Source organism: Streptomyces sp. G5(2025) (genome assembly GCF_049542075.1).
Taxonomy (GTDB): domain Bacteria; phylum Actinomycetota; class Actinomycetes; order Streptomycetales; family Streptomycetaceae; genus Streptomyces.
The window spans coordinates 1383065-1402578 of the sequence record NZ_JBMUZT010000006.1 but is presented as its reverse complement, the minus strand read 5'-3'; the positions used below and the strand labels follow the sequence as shown (position 1 = coordinate 1402578).

The window sequence follows — 19514 nt, the reverse complement described above, 5'->3', positions numbered from 1 at the left end:
GGATATGAGCCCCGTCCTTGCCGGCGTGCTCCAACTGCTCGCCCTCATAGCGGCACTCGCCCTGGCGTACCGCCCCCTCGGCGACCACATGGCCCGCGTCTACGGCTCGACGAAGCATCTGCGCGTCGAGAAGTGGATGTACAAGGCCATCGGCGCCGACCCCGACGCCGAGATGCGCTGGTCCGCGTACCTGCGCGGCGTCCTCGCCTTCTCCGCGGCCGGTGTCCTCTTCCTCTACCTCCTCCAGCGGCTCCAAGGCTCGCTGCCCGGCTCGCTCGGGTTCCGGTCCATCGACCCGGACCAGGCGTTCAACACCGCCGCCTCCTTCGTGGCGAACACCAACTGGCAGTCGTACAGCGGCGAACAGGCCATGGGCCACGTCGTGCAGACCGCCGGCCTCGCCGTGCAGAACTTCGTCTCGGCGGCGGTGGGGATCGCCGTGGCGGTGGCCCTGGTCCGCGGCTTCGCCCGGTCCCGCACCGGTGAACTCGGCAACTTCTGGGCCGACCTGGTGCGCGGCGTCGTCCGCGTCCTGCTGCCGATCTCCGTGCTCGGCGCGCTCGTCCTGGTCGCCTGCGGCGCCCTCCAGAACTTCTCCGGCATCCACGAGGTCGGCCAGTTCCTCGGTGGTACCCAGCAGTGGAACGGCGGCGCGGTCGCCTCGCAGGAGGTCATCAAGGAGCTGGGCACGAACGGCGGCGGCTACTTCAACGCCAACTCCGCCCACCCCTTCGAGAACCCGGGCCCCTTCTCGAACCTCTTCGAGGTCTTCCTGATCCTCGTCATCCCCTTCTCGCTGACCCGCACCTTCGGCAAGATGGTCGGTTCCGTCCGGCAGGGATACGCGATCCTCGCCACGATGGCGACGATCTGGATCGGCTTCACCGCGCTGATGATGTGGACGGAGTTCCACCACGGCGGCCCGGCGTTCGACCTGGCGGGCGGCGCGATGGAGGGCAAGGAGACCCGCTTCGGGATCGGCGGCTCGTCGATCTTCGCGGTGACCACGACCCTCACCTCCACGGGCGCGGTGAACTCCTTCCACTCCTCCTACACCGGCTTCGGCGGCGGCATCGAACTGCTCGGCATGCAGCTCGGCGAGATCGCGCCCGGCGGAGTGGGCTCCGGCCTCTACGGCATGCTCGTCATGGCGGTCATCGCCGTCTTCATCGCGGGCCTGATGGTCGGTCGTACGCCGGAGTACCTCGGCAAGAAGATCGGCACCCGCGAGATCAAGTTCGCGGCCTGCTACATCCTCATCACCCCGGCGCTCGTCCTCGGCTTCACCGCCGTGTCGATGGCGCTGCCCACGCCCAAGGACTCGATGCTCAACTCCGGTGCGCACGGCTTCTCCGAGGTCCTGTACGCCTTCACGTCCGGCGCCAACAACAACGGCTCGGCCTTCGCGGGCCTCGGCGCGGACACGACCTGGTTCAACACCACGATCGGCCTCGCCATGCTGCTCGGCCGCTTCCTTCCCATGGTGTTCGTCCTCGCGCTCGCGGGTTCGCTGGCCGGGCAGACACCGGTCCCGAAGACGGCGGGCACCCTGCGTACCGAAAAGCCGCTCTTCACCGGGCTGTTGGCCGGCGCCATCATGATCATCACCGGTCTGACCTACTTCCCCGCCCTCGCGCTGGGACCGCTTGCCGAGGGGCTGGCGTCATGAGCACACACACGAAGAAGTACAAGACGCACGAGACGCACGAGCGCGACGCCGGGCCTCTCGCCACCCCCGCCCCGCACCACGACGTGCCCACGGGACACCGCACCGCCGACGAGGGCAAGGTCGGCGCGGGCCTCTTCGACCCCGCCCAACTGCTGAGGTCCCTGCCGGACGCCTTCCGCAAGCTGGACCCGCGGGTCATGGTCAAGTCGCCGGTCATGTTCGTGGTCCTGATCGGCTCGGTGGTCACCACCGTGCTCGCGGTGAAGGACCCGGGGGACTGGTTCGGCTGGGCGATCACCGTCTGGCTCTGGCTGACCACGCTCTTCGCCAACCTCGCGGAGGCGGTGGCCGAGGGCCGCGGCAAGGCGCAGGCGGACACGCTGCGCAAGGCCAAGACGGACACGGTCGCGCGCCGCCTCGCGGGCGACACCGAGGAGAACGTCCCCGGCACCGACCTGCGCGTCGGCGACCTGGTGGTCTGCGAGGCGGGCGACATCATCCCCGGCGACGGTGACGTCGTCGAGGGCGTCGCCTCCGTCGACGAATCCGCGATCACCGGCGAATCGGCCCCCGTCATCCGGGAATCCGGCGGCGACCGCTCCGCCGTCACGGGCGGTACGAAGGTCCTCTCCGACCGCATCGTCATCAAGATCACGACGAAGCCCGGCGAGACGTTCATCGACCGCATGATCAACCTGGTCGAGGGCGCGGCCCGCCAGAAGACACCCAACGAGATCGCCCTCAACATCCTCCTCGCGTCCCTCACCATCGTCTTCCTGCTCGCGGTGGTCACCCTGAAGCCCTTCGCGATCTACGCGGGGGCTGACGACCAGACTTCCCTGATCGTCCTGACAGCGCTGCTCGTCTGCCTCATCCCGACCACCATCGGCGCCCTGCTCTCCGCGATCGGCATCGCCGGCATGGACCGCCTGGTGCAGCGCAACGTCCTCGCCATGTCGGGCCGGGCCGTCGAGGCCGCGGGTGATGTCTCCACCCTGCTCCTCGACAAGACCGGCACCATCACGCTCGGCAACCGCCGGGCCGCGGAGTTCGTCCCGGTACGCGGCACCACCGAGGCCGAGCTGGCGGATGCCGCCCAGCTCTCCTCACTGGCCGACGAGACGCCCGAGGGCCGCTCCGTCGTCGTACTCGCCAAGGAGAAGTACGGCCTGCGCGAGCGGCACCAGGGCGAGCTGACCGGCGCCGAGTGGGTGGCGTTCACGGCGCAGACCCGTATGTCGGGCGTGGACGTGGACGGCCGCAAGGTCCGCAAGGGCGCGACCGGTTCGGTCATCGCCTGGGTCGAGGAGCGCGGGGGAGAGGTCGCCGAGGATGCGCGGGAGCTCAACGACCGGATTTCACAGGCTGGTGGCACGCCGCTGCTGGTGGCTGTGGAAGACGCTGACGGCGCCCGGGTCCTCGGGGTGATCCACCTCAAGGACGTCGTGAAGGAGGGCATGCGCGAACGCTTCGACGAACTGCGCCGCATGGGCATCAAGACCGTCATGATCACCGGCGACAACCCGCTGACCGCCAAGGCGATCGCGGACGAGGCGGGCGTGGACGACTTTCTCGCCGAGGCCACGCCCGAGGACAAGATGGCGCTGATCAAACGCGAGCAGGCCGGCGGCAAGCTGGTGGCGATGACGGGCGACGGCACCAACGACGCCCCCGCGCTCGCCCAGGCGGACGTGGGCGTGGCGATGAACACGGGAACGTCGGCCGCCAAGGAGGCCGGCAACATGGTCGACCTCGACTCGAACCCCACGAAGCTCATCGAGATCGTGGAGATCGGCAAGCAACTCCTCATCACCCGGGGCGCCCTGACGACCTTCTCCATCGCCAACGACGTCGCGAAGTACTTCGCGATCATCCCCGCGATGTTCGCCGTGGCCTACCCGTCGCTGGACAAGCTCAACATCATGAACCTGTCCTCGCCCGAGTCCGCGATCCTCTCCGCGGTGGTCTTCAACGCCCTGATCATCGTGGCACTCGTACCGCTGGCCCTGAAGGGCGTGCGGTACCGCCCGATGAGCGCGGACCGGATGCTGCGGCGCAACCTCGGCGTCTACGGCCTCGGCGGCCTCGTCGCCCCGTTCATCGGCATCAAGATCATCGACGTACTCCTCTCCCTCATCCCCGGAATCGGCTGATCGGCTATGAACAACTCCGTAGGCAACACCACCCGCCTGCTCGGCGCGGGCCTGCGCGCCCTGCTCGTCCTGACCGTGGTCTGCGGCGTCCTCTACCCGCTCGCGGTGACCGGCGTCGCCCAGGCCCTCTTCCACGACAAGGCCAACGGCTCCGAGATCGAGGCGAACGGCAGAGTCGTCGGCTCCGACCTCATCGGCCAGCGCTACGACCTCCCCCTCAAGCAGGGCCGGCAGACCCCCGAGCCCGACCTGAGGTGGTTCCAGCCGCGCCCCTCCAACGGCCTGGGCGAGAACAGCGTCAACACCCGGTACAAACTGCTCCTGTCCGGCGCGACGAACCTGTCGGGCGACAGCAAGGACCTGATCGCACAGGTCAAGAAGGCCAAGGCGGCGATCATCAAGGACAACTCCACCACGACCCACGAGGTCCGCCCCGCCGACGTCCCCGCGGACGCGGTCACCTCCTCGGCCTCGGGCCTGGACCCGCACATCTCCCCGGCCCACGCCGCCCTCCAGGTCCACCGCGTGGCGCAGAAGAACCACGTGAGCGTGGCCAGGGTCCAGACCCTGGTCGACGAGAACACCGAGGGACGAACCCTCGGCTTCATGGGGGAGCCGCGCGTGAACGTCCTGCGCCTGAACATCGCCCTGAAGGAACTGACGGCGCGGGGCAGCGGCTCCTGACCCGCACACGTAAGGCCCCAGTTCGGTGAACTGGGGCCTTCACGAGGTTCGATGGGGGCCGCACCGGCTTGGTCACGCACCGCTCAGAAAAGCAAAAAACCCCAGATCAACTGGGGTCTTGCTGGTGTCCGAGGGGGGACTTGAACCCCCACGCCCGATAAAGGGCACTAGCACCTCAAGCTAGCGCGTCTGCCATTCCGCCACCCGGACCAGGTGTCTGTCTTCGCGGGGTGTTTCCCGCGGCGACACAGAGAACATTACCAGGCTTCCGGGGGCGCTCGATCACCCCTCCACCCACCGTGAACTGCAGATGACGCACCCGCCCGCCCTTGGGCGCGGAGCCGTGGAGAGGGAGGATGAGGGGGACCACCAGCAGCGAATGCGGGAGGAGCCAGCGTGAGCGGGTCCAGCACGGGCAAGGCCGTCACCGGTGAGGACGAGGTCGTCGACCTCTGTCGCGAACTGATCCAGATCGATACGAGCAATTACGGCGACCACTCGGGCCCGGGGGAGCGCAAGGCCGCCGAGTACGTCGCCGAGAAGCTCGCCGAGGTCGGCCTCGAACCGAAGATCTTCGAGTCCCACCCCGGCAGGGCCTCCACGGTGGCGAGGATCGAGGGCGAGGACCCGTCGCGGCCCGCGCTGCTCATCCACGGCCACACCGACGTCGTACCGGCCAACGCGATGGACTGGACGCACCACCCCTTCTCCGGGGAGATCGCGGACGGCTGCGTGTGGGGGCGGGGCGCCGTCGACATGAAGGACATGGACGCGATGACCCTCGCGGTCGTCCGGGAGCGGATGCGCAGCGGCCGCAAGCCCCCGCGCGACATCGTCCTCGCCTTTCTCGCGGACGAGGAGGCGGGCGGCACGTACGGCGCGCGCCACCTCGTCGACAACCACCCCGACCTCTTCGAGGGGTGCACGGAGGCGATCAGCGAGGTCGGCGGTTTCTCGTTCACCGTCAACGAGAACCTGCGGCTCTACCTCGTCGAGACGGCCCAGAAGGGCATGCACTGGATGAAGCTGACCGTGGACGGCACCGCCGGCCACGGCTCGATGATCCACAAGGACAACGCGATCACCGAGCTGTCCGAGGCCGTCGGGCGCCTCGGGCGGCACAAGTTCCCCGTACGGGTCACCAAGACCCTGCGTCACTTCCTCGACGAGCTGGGCGACGCCCTCGGCACCGAGCTCGACCCGGAGAACATGGACGAGACGCTCGCCAAGCTCGGCGGCATCGCCAAGCTCATCGGCGCCTCCCTCCAGAACACCGCCAACCCGACGCAGCTAGGCGCCGGTTACAAGGTGAACGTGATCCCCGGCCAGGCCACCGCGCACGTCGACGGCCGCTACCTGCCGGGGTACGAGGAGGAGTTCCTCGCCGACCTGGACCGGATCCTCGGCCCGAACGTCCGGCGCGAGGACGTGCACGCGGACAAGGCTCTGGAGACGACGTTCGACGGCGCGCTCGTCGACGCCATGCAGACGGCCCTGCGGGCCGAGGACCCGATCGCGCGCGCGGTGCCGTACATGCTCTCCGCCGGCACGGACGCCAAATCCTTCGACGACCTCGGTATCCGGGGCTTCGGCTTCGCGCCGCTGAAGCTGCCGCCGGAGCTGGACTTCGCGGGCATGTTCCACGGTGTCGACGAGCGGGTGCCGGTCGACGGCCTCAAGTTCGGTGTCCGGGTGCTCGACCGGTTCATCGACGCGTCCTGACGGGAACCGGCCGGGAGGGGCTGGAGATCATGTGCTTTTCATGGTGAAACGACACTCCAATAATCGCCAGCGCGTGCGTACTTGACTGAAAAGAGTGAAAGCACTCTTCAGCTCGTAGCCCGCCAACTCCCTCCTCGTTACAGGTGATGCAGTCCGCGGCTGGGACTGCATTGCCAACAAGGAGGAACAATGATCAAGAAGATCGTCGCCGCTGCGGCTGCCACTGGTGGTCTCGTGCTCGCCGGCGCGGGTGTCGCCGCTGCCGACGCCGGTGCCCAGGGTGCCGCCGTCAAGTCTCCCGGTGTTGTCTCGGGCAACGTCATCCAGGCCCCGATCCACATCCCGGTGAACGCCTGCGGCAACACGGTCAACGTGATCGGGCTGCTGAACCCCGCCTTCGGCAACACCTGCATCAACAAGTGACGTTGTTGTGCCTCACCCCTTGAGGGGTGAGTCCGTCGGCCCCGGAGCGCGTGCCATGCGCTCCGGGGCCGACGGGCATTCCAGGTCCGGGCGAGGCCCGGATGTCTTCCGGAAGGTAAAAGGCAGGGAACAGCTATGCGACAGGGCACCCGCAAAGGTCTGATCACCGTGGCGGCCGCGACCGGCGTACTCGCCATGTCCGGTGGCTACGCGCACGCGGACTCGACCGCCAAGGGGGGCGCTTCCGGCTCCCCCGGCGTGCTGTCGGGCAACACCGTCCAGGCGCCCGTTGACGCCCCGGTCAACGTGTGCGGCAACACCGTGAACGTCGTCGGGGTCCTGAACCCCGCGATGGGCAACAAATGCGCCAACACCTCCAAGGGGGGCGGCTCGCACAAGCCCTCCGGCGGGTCCAAGGCCGAGGGACGCAGCAGCGACTCACCGGGCGTCGGTTCCGGCAACACCGTGCAGGTGCCGGTGAACGCGCCGGTGAACGTCTGCGGCAACAGTGTCACCATCGGCGGTCTCGGCAACGCGACCCATGGGAACAACTGCGCCAACAACGGCGGCCCGGGGACCCCGCCGGGCGCCGAGAAGCCCCCGACGGACCCCGAGCACCCGGGACAGCCGGAGGAGCCGGGACAGCCGGAGGAGCCGGGCAAGCCGGGCGATCCGGGCAAGCCGGAGGAGCCGGGGAAGCCGGGCGATCCGGGCAAGCCCGAGCAGCCCGGTAAGCCGGGCGATCCGGGCAAGCCGGGTGAGCCGGGTAAGCCCGAGCAGCCCGGTAAGCCGGGCGATCCGGGCAAGCCGGGTGAGCCGGGTAAGCCCGGCAACCCGGGCAACCCGGGCGAGCCGAACCACCCGGGCACGCAGACCGTCACCCCGCCCGCGGGCACCTCGCAGCTCGCGGAGACCGGCAACTCACTGCCGGTCGGCCTCGCGCTGCCGGTGGGCGCGGGCGTGCTGCTCGCGGGCACCGTGCTGTACCGCAGGGCGCGGGCGTCGGCCTGAGTCAACCCGTGCCCGAGCGGTCACCTGCCGCCCGGGCGCGGACGGAACGGAGCGGGCCCCGCCGTCGCGGGGCCCGCTCCGTTCCGTCCGCGCCGCCTCAGCCGGGCTGGCGCCCGCTCACCAGGTGGCCCGCACCTGGCGGATGATCCGTCGTTTCAGCCGAACCCTGCGGCTTCCGTCGGTGTGCAGACTCAGGCGGTCCAACTCCCAGTGTCCGTACTCTGCGTGGTCCGTCAGCAGACGTGTGGCTTCTTTGCGGGTGACCCCGCGCGGTACATACACGTCGACAAATTCGTATTCCGGCATCGCATCTATTGTGCGGGCACGGGCCCGGTACGGATAGCGTCTGCACTATGTCTGATGCTGCGCAGCCCACCGCTGCCGAGGTACGTGCCGCCGCCGAGGCGGTCAAGACCGCGCTCGACCGCCACCTGGCCGCGGTCGAACGCAGGTCGGGCGAGGACGATCCGGCCGTGTACGAAGCGTTCAACGAACTCGCCGCCGCGGCGGAGGAGTACGACGAACTCCTCTACGACCGCTACGACGAGGTCACGCCCTTCGAGATCCCCGGCACCGACGACGCGTTGCCGCCCTATCAGGGCCCGGAGGAGGCGAACGCGCTGAGCGTGCTGATCCGCCGCGACTACGCCGTGGCGGAACCGCAGCGGCTCCTCGCCCAGGCCCAGCGGGTCGCCGACCTCGACGCGGGCAGGCCGTCGGGGAACGGCCCGGCCGACACGGTGCACGGCGCGCTCGGCGTCCTCTTCGGCGAGTTCGAGCCGGACGAGATCGCCTCCCGGCACAAGGAGTTCGGCCTGGAGGAGGGCGACTCCACGCTGTGGGTCACCGCGGCGGACACCTCTGCCGAGCCGGGGGAGTGGCTCGACGCCCCCTTCGACCAGGCCGACCCGCGCCACGTGGTCTGCCGTTTCGACGTCAGCTCGGTCTTCGACGACGAACTGGACCACGACGGAATCGATGGTCTCGACGGGCTCGACGGGCTCGACGCGGACCCCGACATCGACCCGGACGTGGCCGTGCCCCTCGACGAGATCGAAGAGGTCGACGATGCCGAAGGCGCGGGCGGCCGCGAGGCCGATGAGGCGGACGGCACCGGTGGGACGGGGCCCGGCGCCCGGGGAGCCGGTCGCTGACGCCCTTCGGTGACGTCCCTCGCGTAAACGGTGACGTGACGTGCCTCGCGCGATCCGGTGAGCCGCCGCCCCTCCTGGCCTGGGTCGGCGGGCTCACTCATGGAGCCGGGGCCGGTCGGTGCCGTGCCGACCCGGGCTCAGCGGCTCAGGACGCCGCCGAGGGGACCTGGGGGCGCAGCAGCGTCCGCAGGCGCGTCGTACGGCCCTTCCAGAGGCGCTCCGCCACCGCGCGCGGCAGGGCCTGCTCGACGCCCTGCACGACCGACAGATGCCGCTCGCCCCGGCTGAACGCGGTGTAGACCCACGGCCGGGTCAGCGTCTGCGCCGCGTCGCCGGGCAGCACCACGACCACGGCGGGCCAGCGCAGCCCGGCCGCCTGGTGTGCCGTGAGCGCCCAGGCGTGCCGCACCTCACGGTCCACCCGCTCCCTGCGTACGAGCACGGGGGCACCGTCGCACTCCAGGTGCAGCCCCTCGGCGTCGGCCCGCACCACACGGCCGAGCGTCGTGCGGCCCGGCTCCGGGACGTGGGCGACCCGGTCGCCGGGGTCGAAGCCGCCGAACCGGCCGGGGCCGGGGTTCAGCCGCTCCTTCAGCGCGGCGTTGAGCACGCGGGTGCCGGCGGCGCCGCCGTGGCCCGGGGTGATGACCTGCGTCTGTTCGGCGGGCACACCGATCGCCCTGGGCACCGAGTCCGCGACGAGCTGCACCGTGCGGTGGATCGCCTCGGCGGCGTCGCGCACCGGGACGAGCACGACCTCCTTGCCGGGCGCCTCGACCTGGTTCAGCTCGCCGATGCCGATGCCGGACGTCAGCTCTCCGAGCGGGCCGGGGTCCGGGGTGCGCGAGACGACCTGCGGGCAGCAGCGGGCGGCGACGAGGTCGGCGAAGACCCGTCCGGGGCCCGCCGACCACAGCCCTGCCGGGTCGCCGCTGAGCACCAGGCGGACGCCGTCCGGCAGGGACTCCACGAGCATCGCCGCGGACTCCACGTCCAACTGTGGGGCGTCCAGGACGACCAGGAGGTCGAGGGCGAGGGCGCCGTCGGCGTCACGCCCGGGGCCCTGCGTCCCGGCGAGCAGCCCCGCCACGGTCACGGCCGTCTCTGCCGCCTCGCCTGTCTTGTCGGGGCTCGTCGCCTGCGCGAGGCGGCGCCGTCCGTCGGTGCTGTGGGCGGCGGCGCACACCCGAAGGCCGAGCGCGGCGGCCACGGCCACCAGCGCGGCGGGCTCGGCGCGCGCCGCCTCGCCACCGGAGTGCAGCACGAGACCGTGGCCGCCCACGGCACGGATCAGCTCGGCCGTGGACCCGGGCGCCTGGGCCGCGGCGGCCTCCCAGTCGGCGTCCCGGGGGCCCGGGCCGTCCTCCTTGGGCAGGGAGTTGACGATCCGGGCGAGTCCGTCGGCGAGGCTCTCCTCCGCCAGCGCGTACCGCTCAAGTCCGATCAGGACGCGGACGGGACGCTCCTGTTCTTCATGGCCGCCTTCCGCCTCTTGCTCGTCCTCGTCGTCCGAGCGCTGGACCGGTACCGCCTCGGCCCCTTCGAGGGCGTCCTGGAAGACCAGGGCGTCGCCCTCCGCCAGGGCGCTCTGCACCGCGGCGTCCGGGTCCGGCACAGAGCGCTGCGCCAGGGCCGCGGTCAGCGCGGCGGCGTCCAGCGCCGTGTGTCCCGCGACGGCCGCCTGCTCCAGGAGCCACACGGTGATCGCGCGGCCCCTGCGCTCGTCGTCGGGCCCGCACGCGGGGCCGAGCAGCGCCCGCGCGAACCCGTCGGCCTGCTCGGGGCGCACGCCGCCGACCCGCAGCAACTGCCAGGGGTCCGCGCGCAGCTGGTCGTCCGCGCCCTCGCCGAGCGCGGCCGCCGTCGGCGCGGCGAGGGTCTCCGGCGCGCCTCCTTCGGCGAGCACGGCACGGACCGCGGCGACACTCTCCTCGGCGGGCGCCGCCTGTGCCGAGGGGCGGGGGCGCACGGGCTCCTGCACGGGCACCGGGCCGGCCTGCGCCGTGCGGGCTCCGGCTCCCGGAAGGCGCTGGCGACGGGCTTCTCACCGCTCTCCACGGCGCGCACGGCGGCGAGCAGGTCCGCGGCGGTCCCGCTCAGTTTCGTCCCGGCCGCGATGGGCCCTTCCTTGGACGCCTTGCGCTGCTCGATCCGCTCCCGCAACTCCCGCTGCGCGGCGATCTCCGCCTCGGCCTCGGACAGCTGAGCGGCTTCATCGCTCCCGGCGGTGGCGTCGGCGGCTTCGCTCTCCGCCTTCTCCGCCCCTTCGGAGCCCGCGGGGCCCTCGTCCGGGCCATTGTCTGCCGCCGGTGCGGCAGGCTCTGTCGGAGCTTTGGGGGGCTGGTCGGGCTCGGTCTCGGCCTCGGACGGCTGAGCGGGCTCACCGCTTCCGGCGGTGGCGTCGGCGGTCTCGCTCTCCGCCTTCTCCGCCCCTTCGGAGCCCGCGGGGCCCTCGTCCGGGCCATTGTCTGCCGCCGGTGCGGCAGGCTCTGTCGGAGCTTTGGGGGGCTGGTCGGGCTCGGTCTCGGCCTCGGACGGCTGAGCGGGCTCACCGCTTCCGGCGGTGGCGTCGGCGGTCTCGCTCTCCGCCTTCTCCACCCCCTCAGAGCTTTCCTCCGCGCCCTCCCGGTCCGCCGGCGCGGCAGGCCGCACCGGAGCCTCGGCGTCGGAGGGCGGCGGCGGGGTGGTGTCCTCCGCGCCGGGGGACTCCACTCGCTCCGCGGCAGCGGTCCCGGGGTCCTCCGCGGCAGCGGGTTCCGTACTCACAGCGTGCTCCAGTCGTGATCGGGATAGCGGTGCACGGGCGCCGACACATCGTCGAGCGCCTGGCAGATCTCGTCAGGAAGACTAAGGGTCTCCACTGACAACGCGGCCGTGAGCTGCTGTGCGTTGCGCGCGCCGACGATGGGGGCCGTCACTCCGGGGCGGTCCCGCACCCAGGCCAGCGCGACCTGGAGCGGCGTCGCCGCGAGCCCGTCGGCGGCCGTCGCGACCGCGTCGACGATGTGCCCCGCCGCGTCGTCCAAGTACGGCGCGACGAAGGGCGCCATGTGGTCGGAGCCGCCGCGCGAGTCGGCGGGCGTCGCGTGGCGGTACTTCCCGGTGAGCACCCCCCGGCCGAGCGGCGAGGAGGGCAGGAGCCCCACGCCCAGGTCGATGGCGGCGGGCAGCACCTCGCGCTCGACGCCGCGCTGGAGCAGGGAGTACTCCATCTGCGTACTGGCGATACGGGTGCGTGTGCCCGGCATCGAGAGCTGCCAGGTCGCGGCCTTGGCGAGCTGCCAGCCGCAGAAATTGGACACTCCCGCGTAGCGCGCGCGGCCGCTGCTGACCGCGATGTCGAGGGCCTGCAGGGTCTCGTCCAGGGGAGTGCGGGGGTCGAAGGCGTGCACCTGCCACAGGTCCACGTAATCCGTGCCGAGGCGGGCGAGCGAGGCGTCGAGCGCGGAGAGCAGATGGCCCCGCGAGCCGTCGAAGCGCCGCTCGGGGTCGGGCACGCTGCCCGCCTTGGTGGCGATGACCAGGTCACGCCGGGAGACGAGCCGCTCGATCAGGCGACCGAGCAGATACTCGGACCCGCCGTCGCCGTACACGTCCGCCGTGTCGACGAGGGTGCCGCCCGCCTCCCAGAACACCTTCAACAGCTCGGCGGCGTCGCTCTCCTCGGTATGGCCCCACGTGAGGGTGCCGAGTCCGATGCGGGACACGCGCAGGCCGGTCCGGCCGAGATGCCTCTGCTCCATGGGCGCTGAGATTACTGGCCACGCCCCGGCGGCGGGCGAGCCTGTGGACAAACCCGCGACTGTGGAGAACTCGGCCACCCCTGAGGGGAACCGACCGACCCGACCAGCCCCTGACGGATTCCGCGCCCGCGCGCTACAGTCCCCGGCACAGGAACGTTACTCGTGAGTACAGCGGTTAGGGGATCGGCCATGCAGCTCGGGATCAACCTCGGCTACTGGGGCGCCGGGATGGACGCGGACAATCTCGCGGTCGCCAAGGAGGCCGACCGGCTCGGCTACGCGGTCTGCTGGGCGGCGGAGGCGTACGGCTCGGACGCCGCGACGGTGCTCAGCTGGGTGGCCGCGCAGACCGAACGCATCGACATCGGTTCCGCGATCTTCCAGATCCCGGCCCGGCAGCCCGCGATGACCGCGATGACGGCCGCCACCCTCGACTCGCTCTCCGGCGGCCGGTTCCGCCTCGGCCTCGGTGTCTCGGGCCCGCAGGTCTCCGAGGGCTGGTACGGCGTCAAGTTCGACAAGCCGCTGGCCCGCACGCGTGAGTACGTCGAGATCGTCCGCAAGGCCATGACCCGCGAGCGTCTCTCCTACGAGGGCGAGCACTGGACGCTGCCGCTGCCCGGCGGCCCCGGCAAGCCCATCAAGCTGACGGTCCACCCCCAGCGGGAGCACATCCCGCTCTACATCGCAGCGATCGGCCCGAAGAACCTGGAGCAGACCGGCGAGATCGCCGACGGCGCCCTGCTGATCTTCCCGGCCGCCGAGCACCTGGAGGAGACCGCGCTGCGCCCCCTGCGCGCCGGGCGCGAGAAGGCCGGCAAGACCATGGACGGCTTCGACGTCGTCCCGACGCTGCCGATCGCGGTCGGCGGGGACGACCAGGTGGACACCCTGGCGGACATGTTCCGGCCCTACACCGCGCTGTACGTCGGCGGCATGGGCAGCCGCAAGCAGAACTTCTACAACCAGCTCGCGCGGCGCATGGGGTACGAGAAGGAGGCCGCCGAGATCCAGGACAAGTACCTGGCGGGCGACAAGGACGGCGCGGCCGCGGCCATCCCGCGGCAGCTGATCGACTCGACGACGCTGCTCGGCTCAGTGGACCGGATCGCCGACCGGATGCAGGCCTACGCGGCGGCGGGTGTCACCACGCTCACGCTGTCGCCCGCGGGCTTCACGCTGGAGGACCGGATCGCCGCGCTGCGGGCGGGCACCGAGGCACTGGAACGCGCCGGACTGGCGTAACCGGGGAGAGAGGGATTTCTGCGGCCGTGGTGGGGGCTCGGGGGGTCTTCCCCGCCACGGCCGTCACGGGGAACAACGCGGCACGGGCCCCCTCGGTTACGGCCTCGGACCCGCCACCGGCGTCCCTCGTCCGGCCGAGACGGCCCGCACCCCTGTTGCCCGGCGGCGGACCTCGCACTTGACTGCTTCTTCGCGGAGGTCCGCGTACAGGGGGCCGCGTACGAGGGCCCGCGTACAGGGGCATGGAGGTGCCAGTGATGCTTTCGGCCAGGAGTGTCTTCGAGGAGATCCTCGGCAACGACGAGTCCTTCCGGCTCTTCTGCTCCATCGCCGCCAGCGGCGAGGCACAGGGCGGCTGGGAGAACGGCCGCATCGCCGCGCTCGTCCCCGCGACCGAGCGCGCACTCGCACCCAAGATCACCCGGCACGGCGCCGACGAGGACAAGCACGGCCGGATCTTCCGCGCCCTCCTGAAGAAGCGCGGCCTGCGGCCCGTCGACGTACCGCACGAGACGGACTACACGTTGCTCCTGGAGAAGCACGGCATCGGCCTCGCCCACGAGCAGCTGAAGGCCGACCGGGAACTGACCGTCCGGGACATCCTTGTCTACCTCGCGCACAGCCGCGTCACCGAGCAGCGCGCCTCGGAGCAGCTGCGGCTGCTGCTCAGGTACTTCGCCGACCACCCGGAGATCGGCCGCGCGGTCCGGATGATCTCGAACGACGAGGACAACCACCTCGCGTACTGCCACGAGGAGCTCCTGCGCCTCGCGTCCGCCGGGCACGGCCACACCATCCAGCGCCTCCTGCGCGAGTGCGCGCTCGCCGAGATCCGTCCACCGCGATGTGAGCCTCGCCGTGCTGGACCACATGGGGCGCATCCTGCGCTGGCCGCCCACGAAGCGGAAGGTGCTCGCCACGGGCATCCACGGCGTGTACGCGTACGAGCGGCTCGGCGGCTGGCGACGCATGGTCTCGCTGAAGCGGCCCGAGCGGCGCGACGCCCTGGGCGGGCCCGCGGCCCCCGCCCCCGAGTTCGCCTGAGAGGGCCTGGGGCACCTCTCCGAAGACCTGGGCCACCTCTCGGAAGAGCCGGCCTACAGCCAGCCGCGGTGCTTGAACATGCGGTACAGGAGCACTTCGAGGACGACCATCACGACGATCACGGCGGGGTACGTCCATGTCCAGTGCAGCTCCGGCATGTGGTCGAAGTTCATGCCGTAGATACCCGCGATCATCGTGGGGACCGCGGCCATGGCCGCCCATGCCGAGATCTTCCGCATGTCGTCGTTCTGCCGCACGCTCATCTGCGCCAGATGCGCGGACAGGATGTCCGAGACCAGCCGGTCAAGACCCTCCACGGATTCGTTCACGCGGGTCAGGTGGTCGTTGACGTCCCGGAAGAAGGGCTGCGCCGTCTCGTCGACGAAAGGCACCGGAGGCCCGAAGGGGCCCGCTCCGGAGAGGCGCGCCAGCGGCAGGGACAGCGGCCCGGTCGCCCGGCGGAATTCGAGGATCTGCCGCTTGAAGTTGTAGATCCTGGACGCCGTGTGGCGCGAACCGCCGCCGTCCGGCGAGAAGACCTCCGTCTCCAGAACCTCCAGGTCCTCCTGGAGCTCGTCCGCGACCTCCAGATAGTGGTCCACGGAGGCGTCGGCGATCGAGTACAGGACGGCAGTGGGTCCGTGCCGCAGGACGTCCGGGTCGGCCTCCAGGCGGTCGCGCACGGCCCCGAGGGGGGCGCCCTCGCCGTGCCGGACGGTCACCACGAACGAGTCACCCATGAAAATCATGACCTCGCCGGAGGAGACGTTGTCGGTGTGCGGCTCGTACACGACCGGCTTGAGGACCATGAACAGGGAGTCGTCGTACACCTCCAGCTTGGGCCGCTGGTGGGCCTTCAGGGCGTCCTCCACGGCCAGCGGATGGAGCCCGAACTCCTCGCTGACCTTGTCGAACTCGCTCTCGGTCGGCTCATGCAGGCCGATCCAGACGAACGCCTCACTCGCGGCTCGCGCCTCGTCCAGGGCGTCGGAGAAGTCCTGCGGGCCCTCGCTGCGGCGACCCTCGCGGTAAATGGCACAGTCGACAATCACACTGCACAGGGTTCCCAGTCACCCCGGGGGTATCACTTCCCGGCGCTTAGGCTGGTCCGCATGCCCACGCTGATCCTCGTCCGGCACGGACGTTCCACAGCCAACACCGCGGGTCTGCTCGCCGGGTGGACCCCCGGCGTGGCCCTCGACGAGCGCGGCGCCGAGCAGGCCGCCGCGCTCCCCGCCCGGCTGGCGGGCGTCCCCCTCGCCGAAGTCGTCACGAGCCCCTTGCAGCGCTGCCGGGAGACCGTCGCACCGCTGCTCGCCGCCCGCCCCGGGCTCCCGGCGCACACCGAGGACCGCATCGGCGAGTGCGACTACGGCGACTGGTCGGGCCGCAAGCTCGCCGAGCTGGCCGACGAGCCGCTGATGGAGGTCGTCCAGCGGCACCCGTCCGCGGCCGCCTTCCCCGGCGGCGAGTCCATGCGGGCCATGCAGACACGCGCCGCCGAGGCGGTACGCGAGTGGAACGCGCGCGTGGAGCGCGAGCACGGCGAGGACGCCGTCTACCTGATGTGCTCGCACGGGGACATCATCAAGTCCCTTGTCGCCGAGGCCCTCGGGCTCCACCTCGACCTGTTCCAGCGCATCTCCGTGGAGCCCTGCTCCGTCACCGTCATCCGCTACACCCGGCTGCGCCCCTTCCTCGTACGCCTCGGGGACACCGGCGACTTCGCCTCGCTCGTGCCGAGGGAGGAGCCGCCGGGCGACGACGCGACGGTGGGGGGCGGTGCGGGCGCACCGTGATCGTCGCCCGCAGTAGGGTGAAGCGGTTGAAGCAGCCCCCTTGCAGTCGATCCAATGGAGACAGGACGTGTCCCGTCAGGTGTTCCTCTACGACCCTCCGGAGCGTTTCGTCGCGGGAACGGTCGGGCTGCCAGGACGGCGTACCTTCTTCCTCCAGGCCTCGGCGGGCGTCAGGGTGACCAGCGTCGCCCTGGAGAAGACCCAGGTGGCCGCGCTCGCCGAACGCATGGAGGAACTCCTCGACGAGGTGGTGCGCCGCAGCGGGGGCAACGCCGCCGTGCCGGCCGTCGCGCCCGCCGAGATCACCGACAGCGCGCCGCTCGACTCCCCCGTGGAGGAGGAGTTCCGCGTCGGCACGATGGCGCTCGCCTGGGACGGCGAGGAGGAGCGAATGATCGTCGAGGCACAGGCTCTCGTCGAACTGGACGCCGACTCCGACGACGACCTCGCCGAAGCCGAGGAGAAGCTCCTCCAGGACGAGGAGAACGGCCCGCCGATGCTCCGCGTGCGGCTCACCGGCGCCCAGGCCCGCGCGTTCGCCAAGCGGGCCCTCGATGTCGTGAACGCGGGCCGACCGCCGTGCCCGCTGTGCAGCCTCCCGCTCGACCCGGAAGGACACGTATGCCCGCGTCAGAACGGATACCGGCGGGGAGTGTGACCACCGACCCCGTCACGCTCCTCACGCACGGGGAGCTCACCGTGCGCGGGCAGATCCGCGAGGCCTCCAACGCGGTGCTCTACTGCACGGTCGCGTACGAGGGCGAGGAAGCGGCCTGCGTCTACAAACCGGTCGCCGGGGAGCGCCCCCTGTGGGACTTCCCCGACGGCACGCTCGCCCAGCGCGAGGTCGCCGCCTACGAGGTGTCGCGGGCCACCGGCTGGGGCCTCGTGCCGCCGACCGTGCTGCGGGACGGGCCCTACGGCCAGGGCATGTGCCAGCTGTGGATCGAGCCGTCGGGCGACGAGGCGCTGCTCGCCCTGGTCGACGCCGACGAGCCGGAAGAGGGCTGGAAGGCGGTCGGGCGCGCCCAGGTCGACGAGGACCGCACCGCGCTGCTCGTGCACGCGGACGACGCCCGGCTGCGGCGGCTCGCGGTGCTCGACGCCGTGATCAACAACGGCGACCGCAAGGGCGGCCACCTGCTGGCCGCCGACGGGCGTCTCTACGGCATCGACCACGGCGTCACCTTCAACGCCGAGGACAAGCTGCGCACCCTCCTGTGGGGCTGGGCGGGGGAGCCGCTGACCGAGGAGGCCGTCGAGGTCCTCCAGGCCCTGCGGGACGCCCTCAAGGAGGGAGCCGCCCTCGCCGAGCGGCTCGCCGGGCTCATCACGGCGGCGGAGACCGACGCACTGCGCGCGCGGGTGGACTCCCTGCTGGAATCGGGCCGCCATCCCGAGCCGTCGGGCGAGTGGCCGGCGATCCCCTGGCCGCCGGTCTAGAGCCCCGCACCGGCCCCCGCACACGGCACCGCACAGGCCGGTCGTGACCGCAAGAGGGTCCGTCCGGCCACCGATCGATGATCCCCACTCGTATACGGACGCCCCGTCCGGTTAGGCTCAGGTCATGCATGCCTGGCCCGCTTCTGAGGTCCCCGCCCTTCCCGGCAAGGGCCGCGACCTCCGGATCCACGACACCGCGACCGGTGAGCTCGTCACCCTCGACCCCGGTCCCGTCGCCCGTATCTACGTCTGCGGCATCACTCCGTACGACGCGACCCACATGGGTCACGCGGCGACCTACAACGCGTTCGACCTCGTGCAGCGCGTGTGGCTCGACACCAAGCGGCAGGTTCACTACGTCCAGAACGTGACCGACGTGGACGACCCGCTCCTGGAACGCGCCACCCGCGACGGCAAGGACTGGGTCGAGCTCGCCGAGGGCGAGACCGCTCTGTTCCGCGAGGACATGACCGCGCTGCGGCTCCTGCCGCCGCAGCACTACATCGGGGCCGTCGAGGCGATACCCGGCATCGTGCCGCTCGTCGAACGCCTCCGCGACATGGGCGCCGCCTATGAACTGGAGGGCGACACCTACTTCTCCGTCGAGTCCGACGCCCACTTCGGGGAGGTCTCCGGGCTCGACGCCGCCGCCATGAAGCTGCTCTCCGCCGAGCGCGGCGGCGACCCCGAGCGCCCCGGCAAGAAGAACCCCCTCGACCCGATGCTCTGGATGGCGGCCCGCGAGGGCGAGCCGAGCTGGGACGGCGGCTCTCTGGGCCGCGGCCGGCCCGGCTGGCACATCGAGTGCGTGGCCATCGCCCTGGACCACCTGGGCATGGGCTTCGACGTGCAGGGCGGCGGCTCCGACCTCGCCTTCCCGCACCACGAGATGGGCGCCTCGCATGCCCAGGCACTGACCGGCGAGTACCCCTTCGCCAAGGCGTACGTCCACGCCGGCATGGTCGCCCTGGACGGCGCGAAGATGTCGAAGTCCAAGGGCAACCTCGTCTTCGTGTCGAAGCTGCGGCGCGACGGCGTCGACCCGGCGGCGATTCGCCTCGCCCTCCTCGCGCACCACTACCGCGCGGACTGGGAGTGGACCGACGCCGTCCTCACGGAGGCGATCGAGCGGCTCGGCCGCTGGCGCGCCGCCGTCTCCCGCCCTGACGGACCCTCCGCCGAGGCGCTCGTCGAGGAGATCCGCGAGGCCCTCGCCAACGACCTGGACGCGCCGTCCGCGCTGGCCGCCGTCGACCGCTGGGCCGCCCGCCAGGCCGCCGAGGGCGGTACGGACGAGGGGGCGCCCGGCGTCGTATCGCGGGCGGTGGACGCGCTGCTCGGCGTGGCCCTGTGACACCCGCCTGCCCACACCTTCCCTGAATGGGCCGCTCCACAAATCCAGGAGCGGCCCAGCAAAGTCCATG

The 19514-nt window shown here is 71.3% G+C and carries 15 protein-coding genes, 1 tRNA gene and 2 pseudogenes; 13 read left to right on the top strand and 5 right to left on the bottom strand.

What is annotated here, in order from left to right:
- Positions 1-4 precede the first annotated feature (4 nt).
- From kdpA to ACOBQB_RS17160, 3 genes are read left to right on the top strand one after another with little or no spacing between them, the layout of a single operon-like run.
- Positions 5-1669, top strand: a complete 1665-nt coding sequence (kdpA, locus tag ACOBQB_RS17170) for a potassium-transporting ATPase subunit KdpA (RefSeq protein ID WP_423592728.1) — start codon at positions 5-7, stop codon at positions 1667-1669.
- Positions 1666-3822, top strand: a complete 2157-nt coding sequence (gene kdpB, locus ACOBQB_RS17165; protein ID WP_423592726.1) for a potassium-transporting ATPase subunit KdpB — start codon at positions 1666-1668, stop codon at positions 3820-3822. Before kdpA ends, kdpB begins: the two co-directional genes overlap by 4 nt.
- A 6-nt stretch (positions 3823-3828) precedes the next feature.
- On the top strand, positions 3829-4506 hold the full coding sequence (locus tag ACOBQB_RS17160) for a potassium-transporting ATPase subunit C (RefSeq protein WP_423592724.1): 678 nt from the start codon (positions 3829-3831) through the stop codon (positions 4504-4506).
- Positions 4507-4628: 122 nt separating this feature from the next.
- Here the strand turns inward: ACOBQB_RS17160 and ACOBQB_RS17155 are convergent.
- Positions 4629-4716 (bottom strand) — tRNA-Leu (locus ACOBQB_RS17155).
- A gap of 186 nt (positions 4717-4902) precedes the next feature.
- Here ACOBQB_RS17155 and ACOBQB_RS17150 point away from each other — a divergent pair.
- From ACOBQB_RS17150 to ACOBQB_RS17140, 3 genes are all read left to right on the top strand, one after another.
- Positions 4903-6228, top strand: a complete 1326-nt coding sequence (locus ACOBQB_RS17150; protein ID WP_423592723.1) for a M20/M25/M40 family metallo-hydrolase — start codon at positions 4903-4905, stop codon at positions 6226-6228.
- A gap of 189 nt (positions 6229-6417) precedes the next feature.
- Positions 6418-6651 carry a chaplin gene (locus ACOBQB_RS17145; protein WP_423592722.1) on the top strand — a complete coding sequence of 78 codons (234 nt, stop codon included), beginning with the start codon at positions 6418-6420 and terminating at the stop codon, positions 6649-6651.
- Positions 6652-6786: 135 nt separating this feature from the next.
- Positions 6787-7662 carry a chaplin family protein gene (locus ACOBQB_RS17140; protein WP_423592720.1) on the top strand — a complete coding sequence of 292 codons (876 nt, stop codon included), beginning with the start codon at positions 6787-6789 and terminating at the stop codon, positions 7660-7662.
- 117 nt (positions 7663-7779) lie between these two features.
- On the opposite strand, the gene ACOBQB_RS17135 is transcribed toward ACOBQB_RS17140, so the two are convergent.
- Entirely contained in the window at positions 7780-7968 is a 189-nt protein-coding gene (locus tag ACOBQB_RS17135; RefSeq protein ID WP_423592719.1) for a DUF5703 family protein, read from the bottom strand.
- 47 nt (positions 7969-8015) lie between these two features.
- On the opposite strand from ACOBQB_RS17135, the gene ACOBQB_RS17130 reads away from it, so the two are divergent.
- A complete protein-coding gene (locus ACOBQB_RS17130) occupies positions 8016-8816 on the top strand; it encodes a hypothetical protein (protein ID WP_423592717.1) in 801 nt (266 codons plus the stop codon).
- Between the two features lie 145 nt (positions 8817-8961).
- Here the strand turns inward: ACOBQB_RS17130 and ACOBQB_RS17125 are convergent.
- Positions 8962-11414 (bottom strand): annotated as a pseudogene (locus ACOBQB_RS17125) (ATP-binding domain-containing protein).
- A gap of 164 nt (positions 11415-11578) precedes the next feature.
- On the bottom strand, positions 11579-12559 hold the full coding sequence (locus ACOBQB_RS17120) for an aldo/keto reductase (protein ID WP_423592715.1): 981 nt from the start codon (positions 12557-12559) through the stop codon (positions 11579-11581).
- A 189-nt stretch (positions 12560-12748) separates the two neighbouring features.
- On the opposite strand from ACOBQB_RS17120, the gene ACOBQB_RS17115 reads away from it, so the two are divergent.
- Positions 12749-13804: an LLM class F420-dependent oxidoreductase gene (locus tag ACOBQB_RS17115; protein WP_423592713.1), complete on the top strand. Its 1056-nt coding sequence runs from the start codon at positions 12749-12751 to the stop codon at positions 13802-13804.
- Positions 13805-14061: 257 nt separating this feature from the next.
- Positions 14062-14848, top strand: a pseudogene (locus ACOBQB_RS17110) (ferritin-like domain-containing protein).
- A 53-nt stretch (positions 14849-14901) separates the two neighbouring features.
- On the opposite strand, the gene corA reads toward ACOBQB_RS17110, so the two are convergent.
- A complete protein-coding gene (corA, locus tag ACOBQB_RS17105; RefSeq protein WP_423592712.1) occupies positions 14902-15900 on the bottom strand; it encodes a magnesium/cobalt transporter CorA in 999 nt (332 codons plus the stop codon).
- Between the two features lie 60 nt (positions 15901-15960).
- Between corA and ACOBQB_RS17100 the strand changes: the two genes are divergently transcribed.
- The 4 genes from ACOBQB_RS17100 (at position 15961) to mshC (ending at position 19444) form a co-directional block, all read left to right on the top strand.
- Entirely contained in the window at positions 15961-16647 is a 687-nt protein-coding gene (locus ACOBQB_RS17100; protein ID WP_230899884.1) for a histidine phosphatase family protein, read from the top strand.
- Positions 16648-16714: 67 nt separating this feature from the next.
- The gene (locus ACOBQB_RS17095) at positions 16715-17305 is read left to right on the top strand and encodes a DUF3090 domain-containing protein (RefSeq protein WP_399923242.1); all 591 of its coding nucleotides are present in this window, start codon (positions 16715-16717) and stop codon (positions 17303-17305) included.
- Positions 17269-18090, top strand: coding sequence for an SCO1664 family protein (locus ACOBQB_RS17090; RefSeq protein WP_423592711.1), 822 nt, complete (start codon positions 17269-17271; stop codon positions 18088-18090). The genes ACOBQB_RS17095 and ACOBQB_RS17090 overlap by 37 nt, the downstream gene beginning before the upstream one ends.
- 124 nt (positions 18091-18214) lie before the next feature.
- The gene (gene mshC / locus ACOBQB_RS17085) at positions 18215-19444 is read left to right on the top strand and encodes a cysteine--1-D-myo-inosityl 2-amino-2-deoxy-alpha-D-glucopyranoside ligase (RefSeq protein ID WP_423592709.1); all 1230 of its coding nucleotides are present in this window, start codon (positions 18215-18217) and stop codon (positions 19442-19444) included.
- The last annotated feature ends 70 nt before the right edge of the window (positions 19445-19514 follow it).

Excerpts from the sequence above, each read along its gene's own strand:
- kdpA (WP_423592728.1), top strand. The coding sequence starts at position 5 with ATGAGCCCCGTCCTTGCCGGCGTGCTCCAACTGCTCGCCCTCATAGCG.
- kdpB (WP_423592726.1), top strand. The coding sequence starts at position 1,666 with ATGAGCACACACACGAAGAAGTACAAGACGCACGAGACGCACGAGCGC.
- ACOBQB_RS17140 (WP_423592720.1), top strand. The coding sequence starts at position 6,787 with ATGCGACAGGGCACCCGCAAAGGTCTGATCACCGTGGCGGCCGCGACC.
- ACOBQB_RS17135 (WP_423592719.1), bottom strand. The coding sequence starts at position 7,968 with ATGCCGGAATACGAATTTGTCGACGTGTATGTACCGCGCGGGGTCACC.
- ACOBQB_RS17100 (WP_230899884.1), top strand. The coding sequence starts at position 15,961 with ATGCCCACGCTGATCCTCGTCCGGCACGGACGTTCCACAGCCAACACC.
- ACOBQB_RS17115 (WP_423592713.1), top strand. The coding sequence starts at position 12,749 with ATGCAGCTCGGGATCAACCTCGGCTACTGGGGCGCCGGGATGGACGCG.
- ACOBQB_RS17160 (WP_423592724.1), top strand. The coding sequence starts at position 3,829 with ATGAACAACTCCGTAGGCAACACCACCCGCCTGCTCGGCGCGGGCCTG.
- ACOBQB_RS17120 (WP_423592715.1), bottom strand. The coding sequence starts at position 12,559 with ATGGAGCAGAGGCATCTCGGCCGGACCGGCCTGCGCGTGTCCCGCATC.
- ACOBQB_RS17090 (WP_423592711.1), top strand. The coding sequence starts at position 17,269 with ATGCCCGCGTCAGAACGGATACCGGCGGGGAGTGTGACCACCGACCCC.
- ACOBQB_RS17130 (WP_423592717.1), top strand. The coding sequence starts at position 8,016 with ATGTCTGATGCTGCGCAGCCCACCGCTGCCGAGGTACGTGCCGCCGCC.
- ACOBQB_RS17145 (WP_423592722.1), top strand. The coding sequence starts at position 6,418 with ATGATCAAGAAGATCGTCGCCGCTGCGGCTGCCACTGGTGGTCTCGTG.
- mshC (WP_423592709.1), top strand. The coding sequence starts at position 18,215 with ATGCATGCCTGGCCCGCTTCTGAGGTCCCCGCCCTTCCCGGCAAGGGC.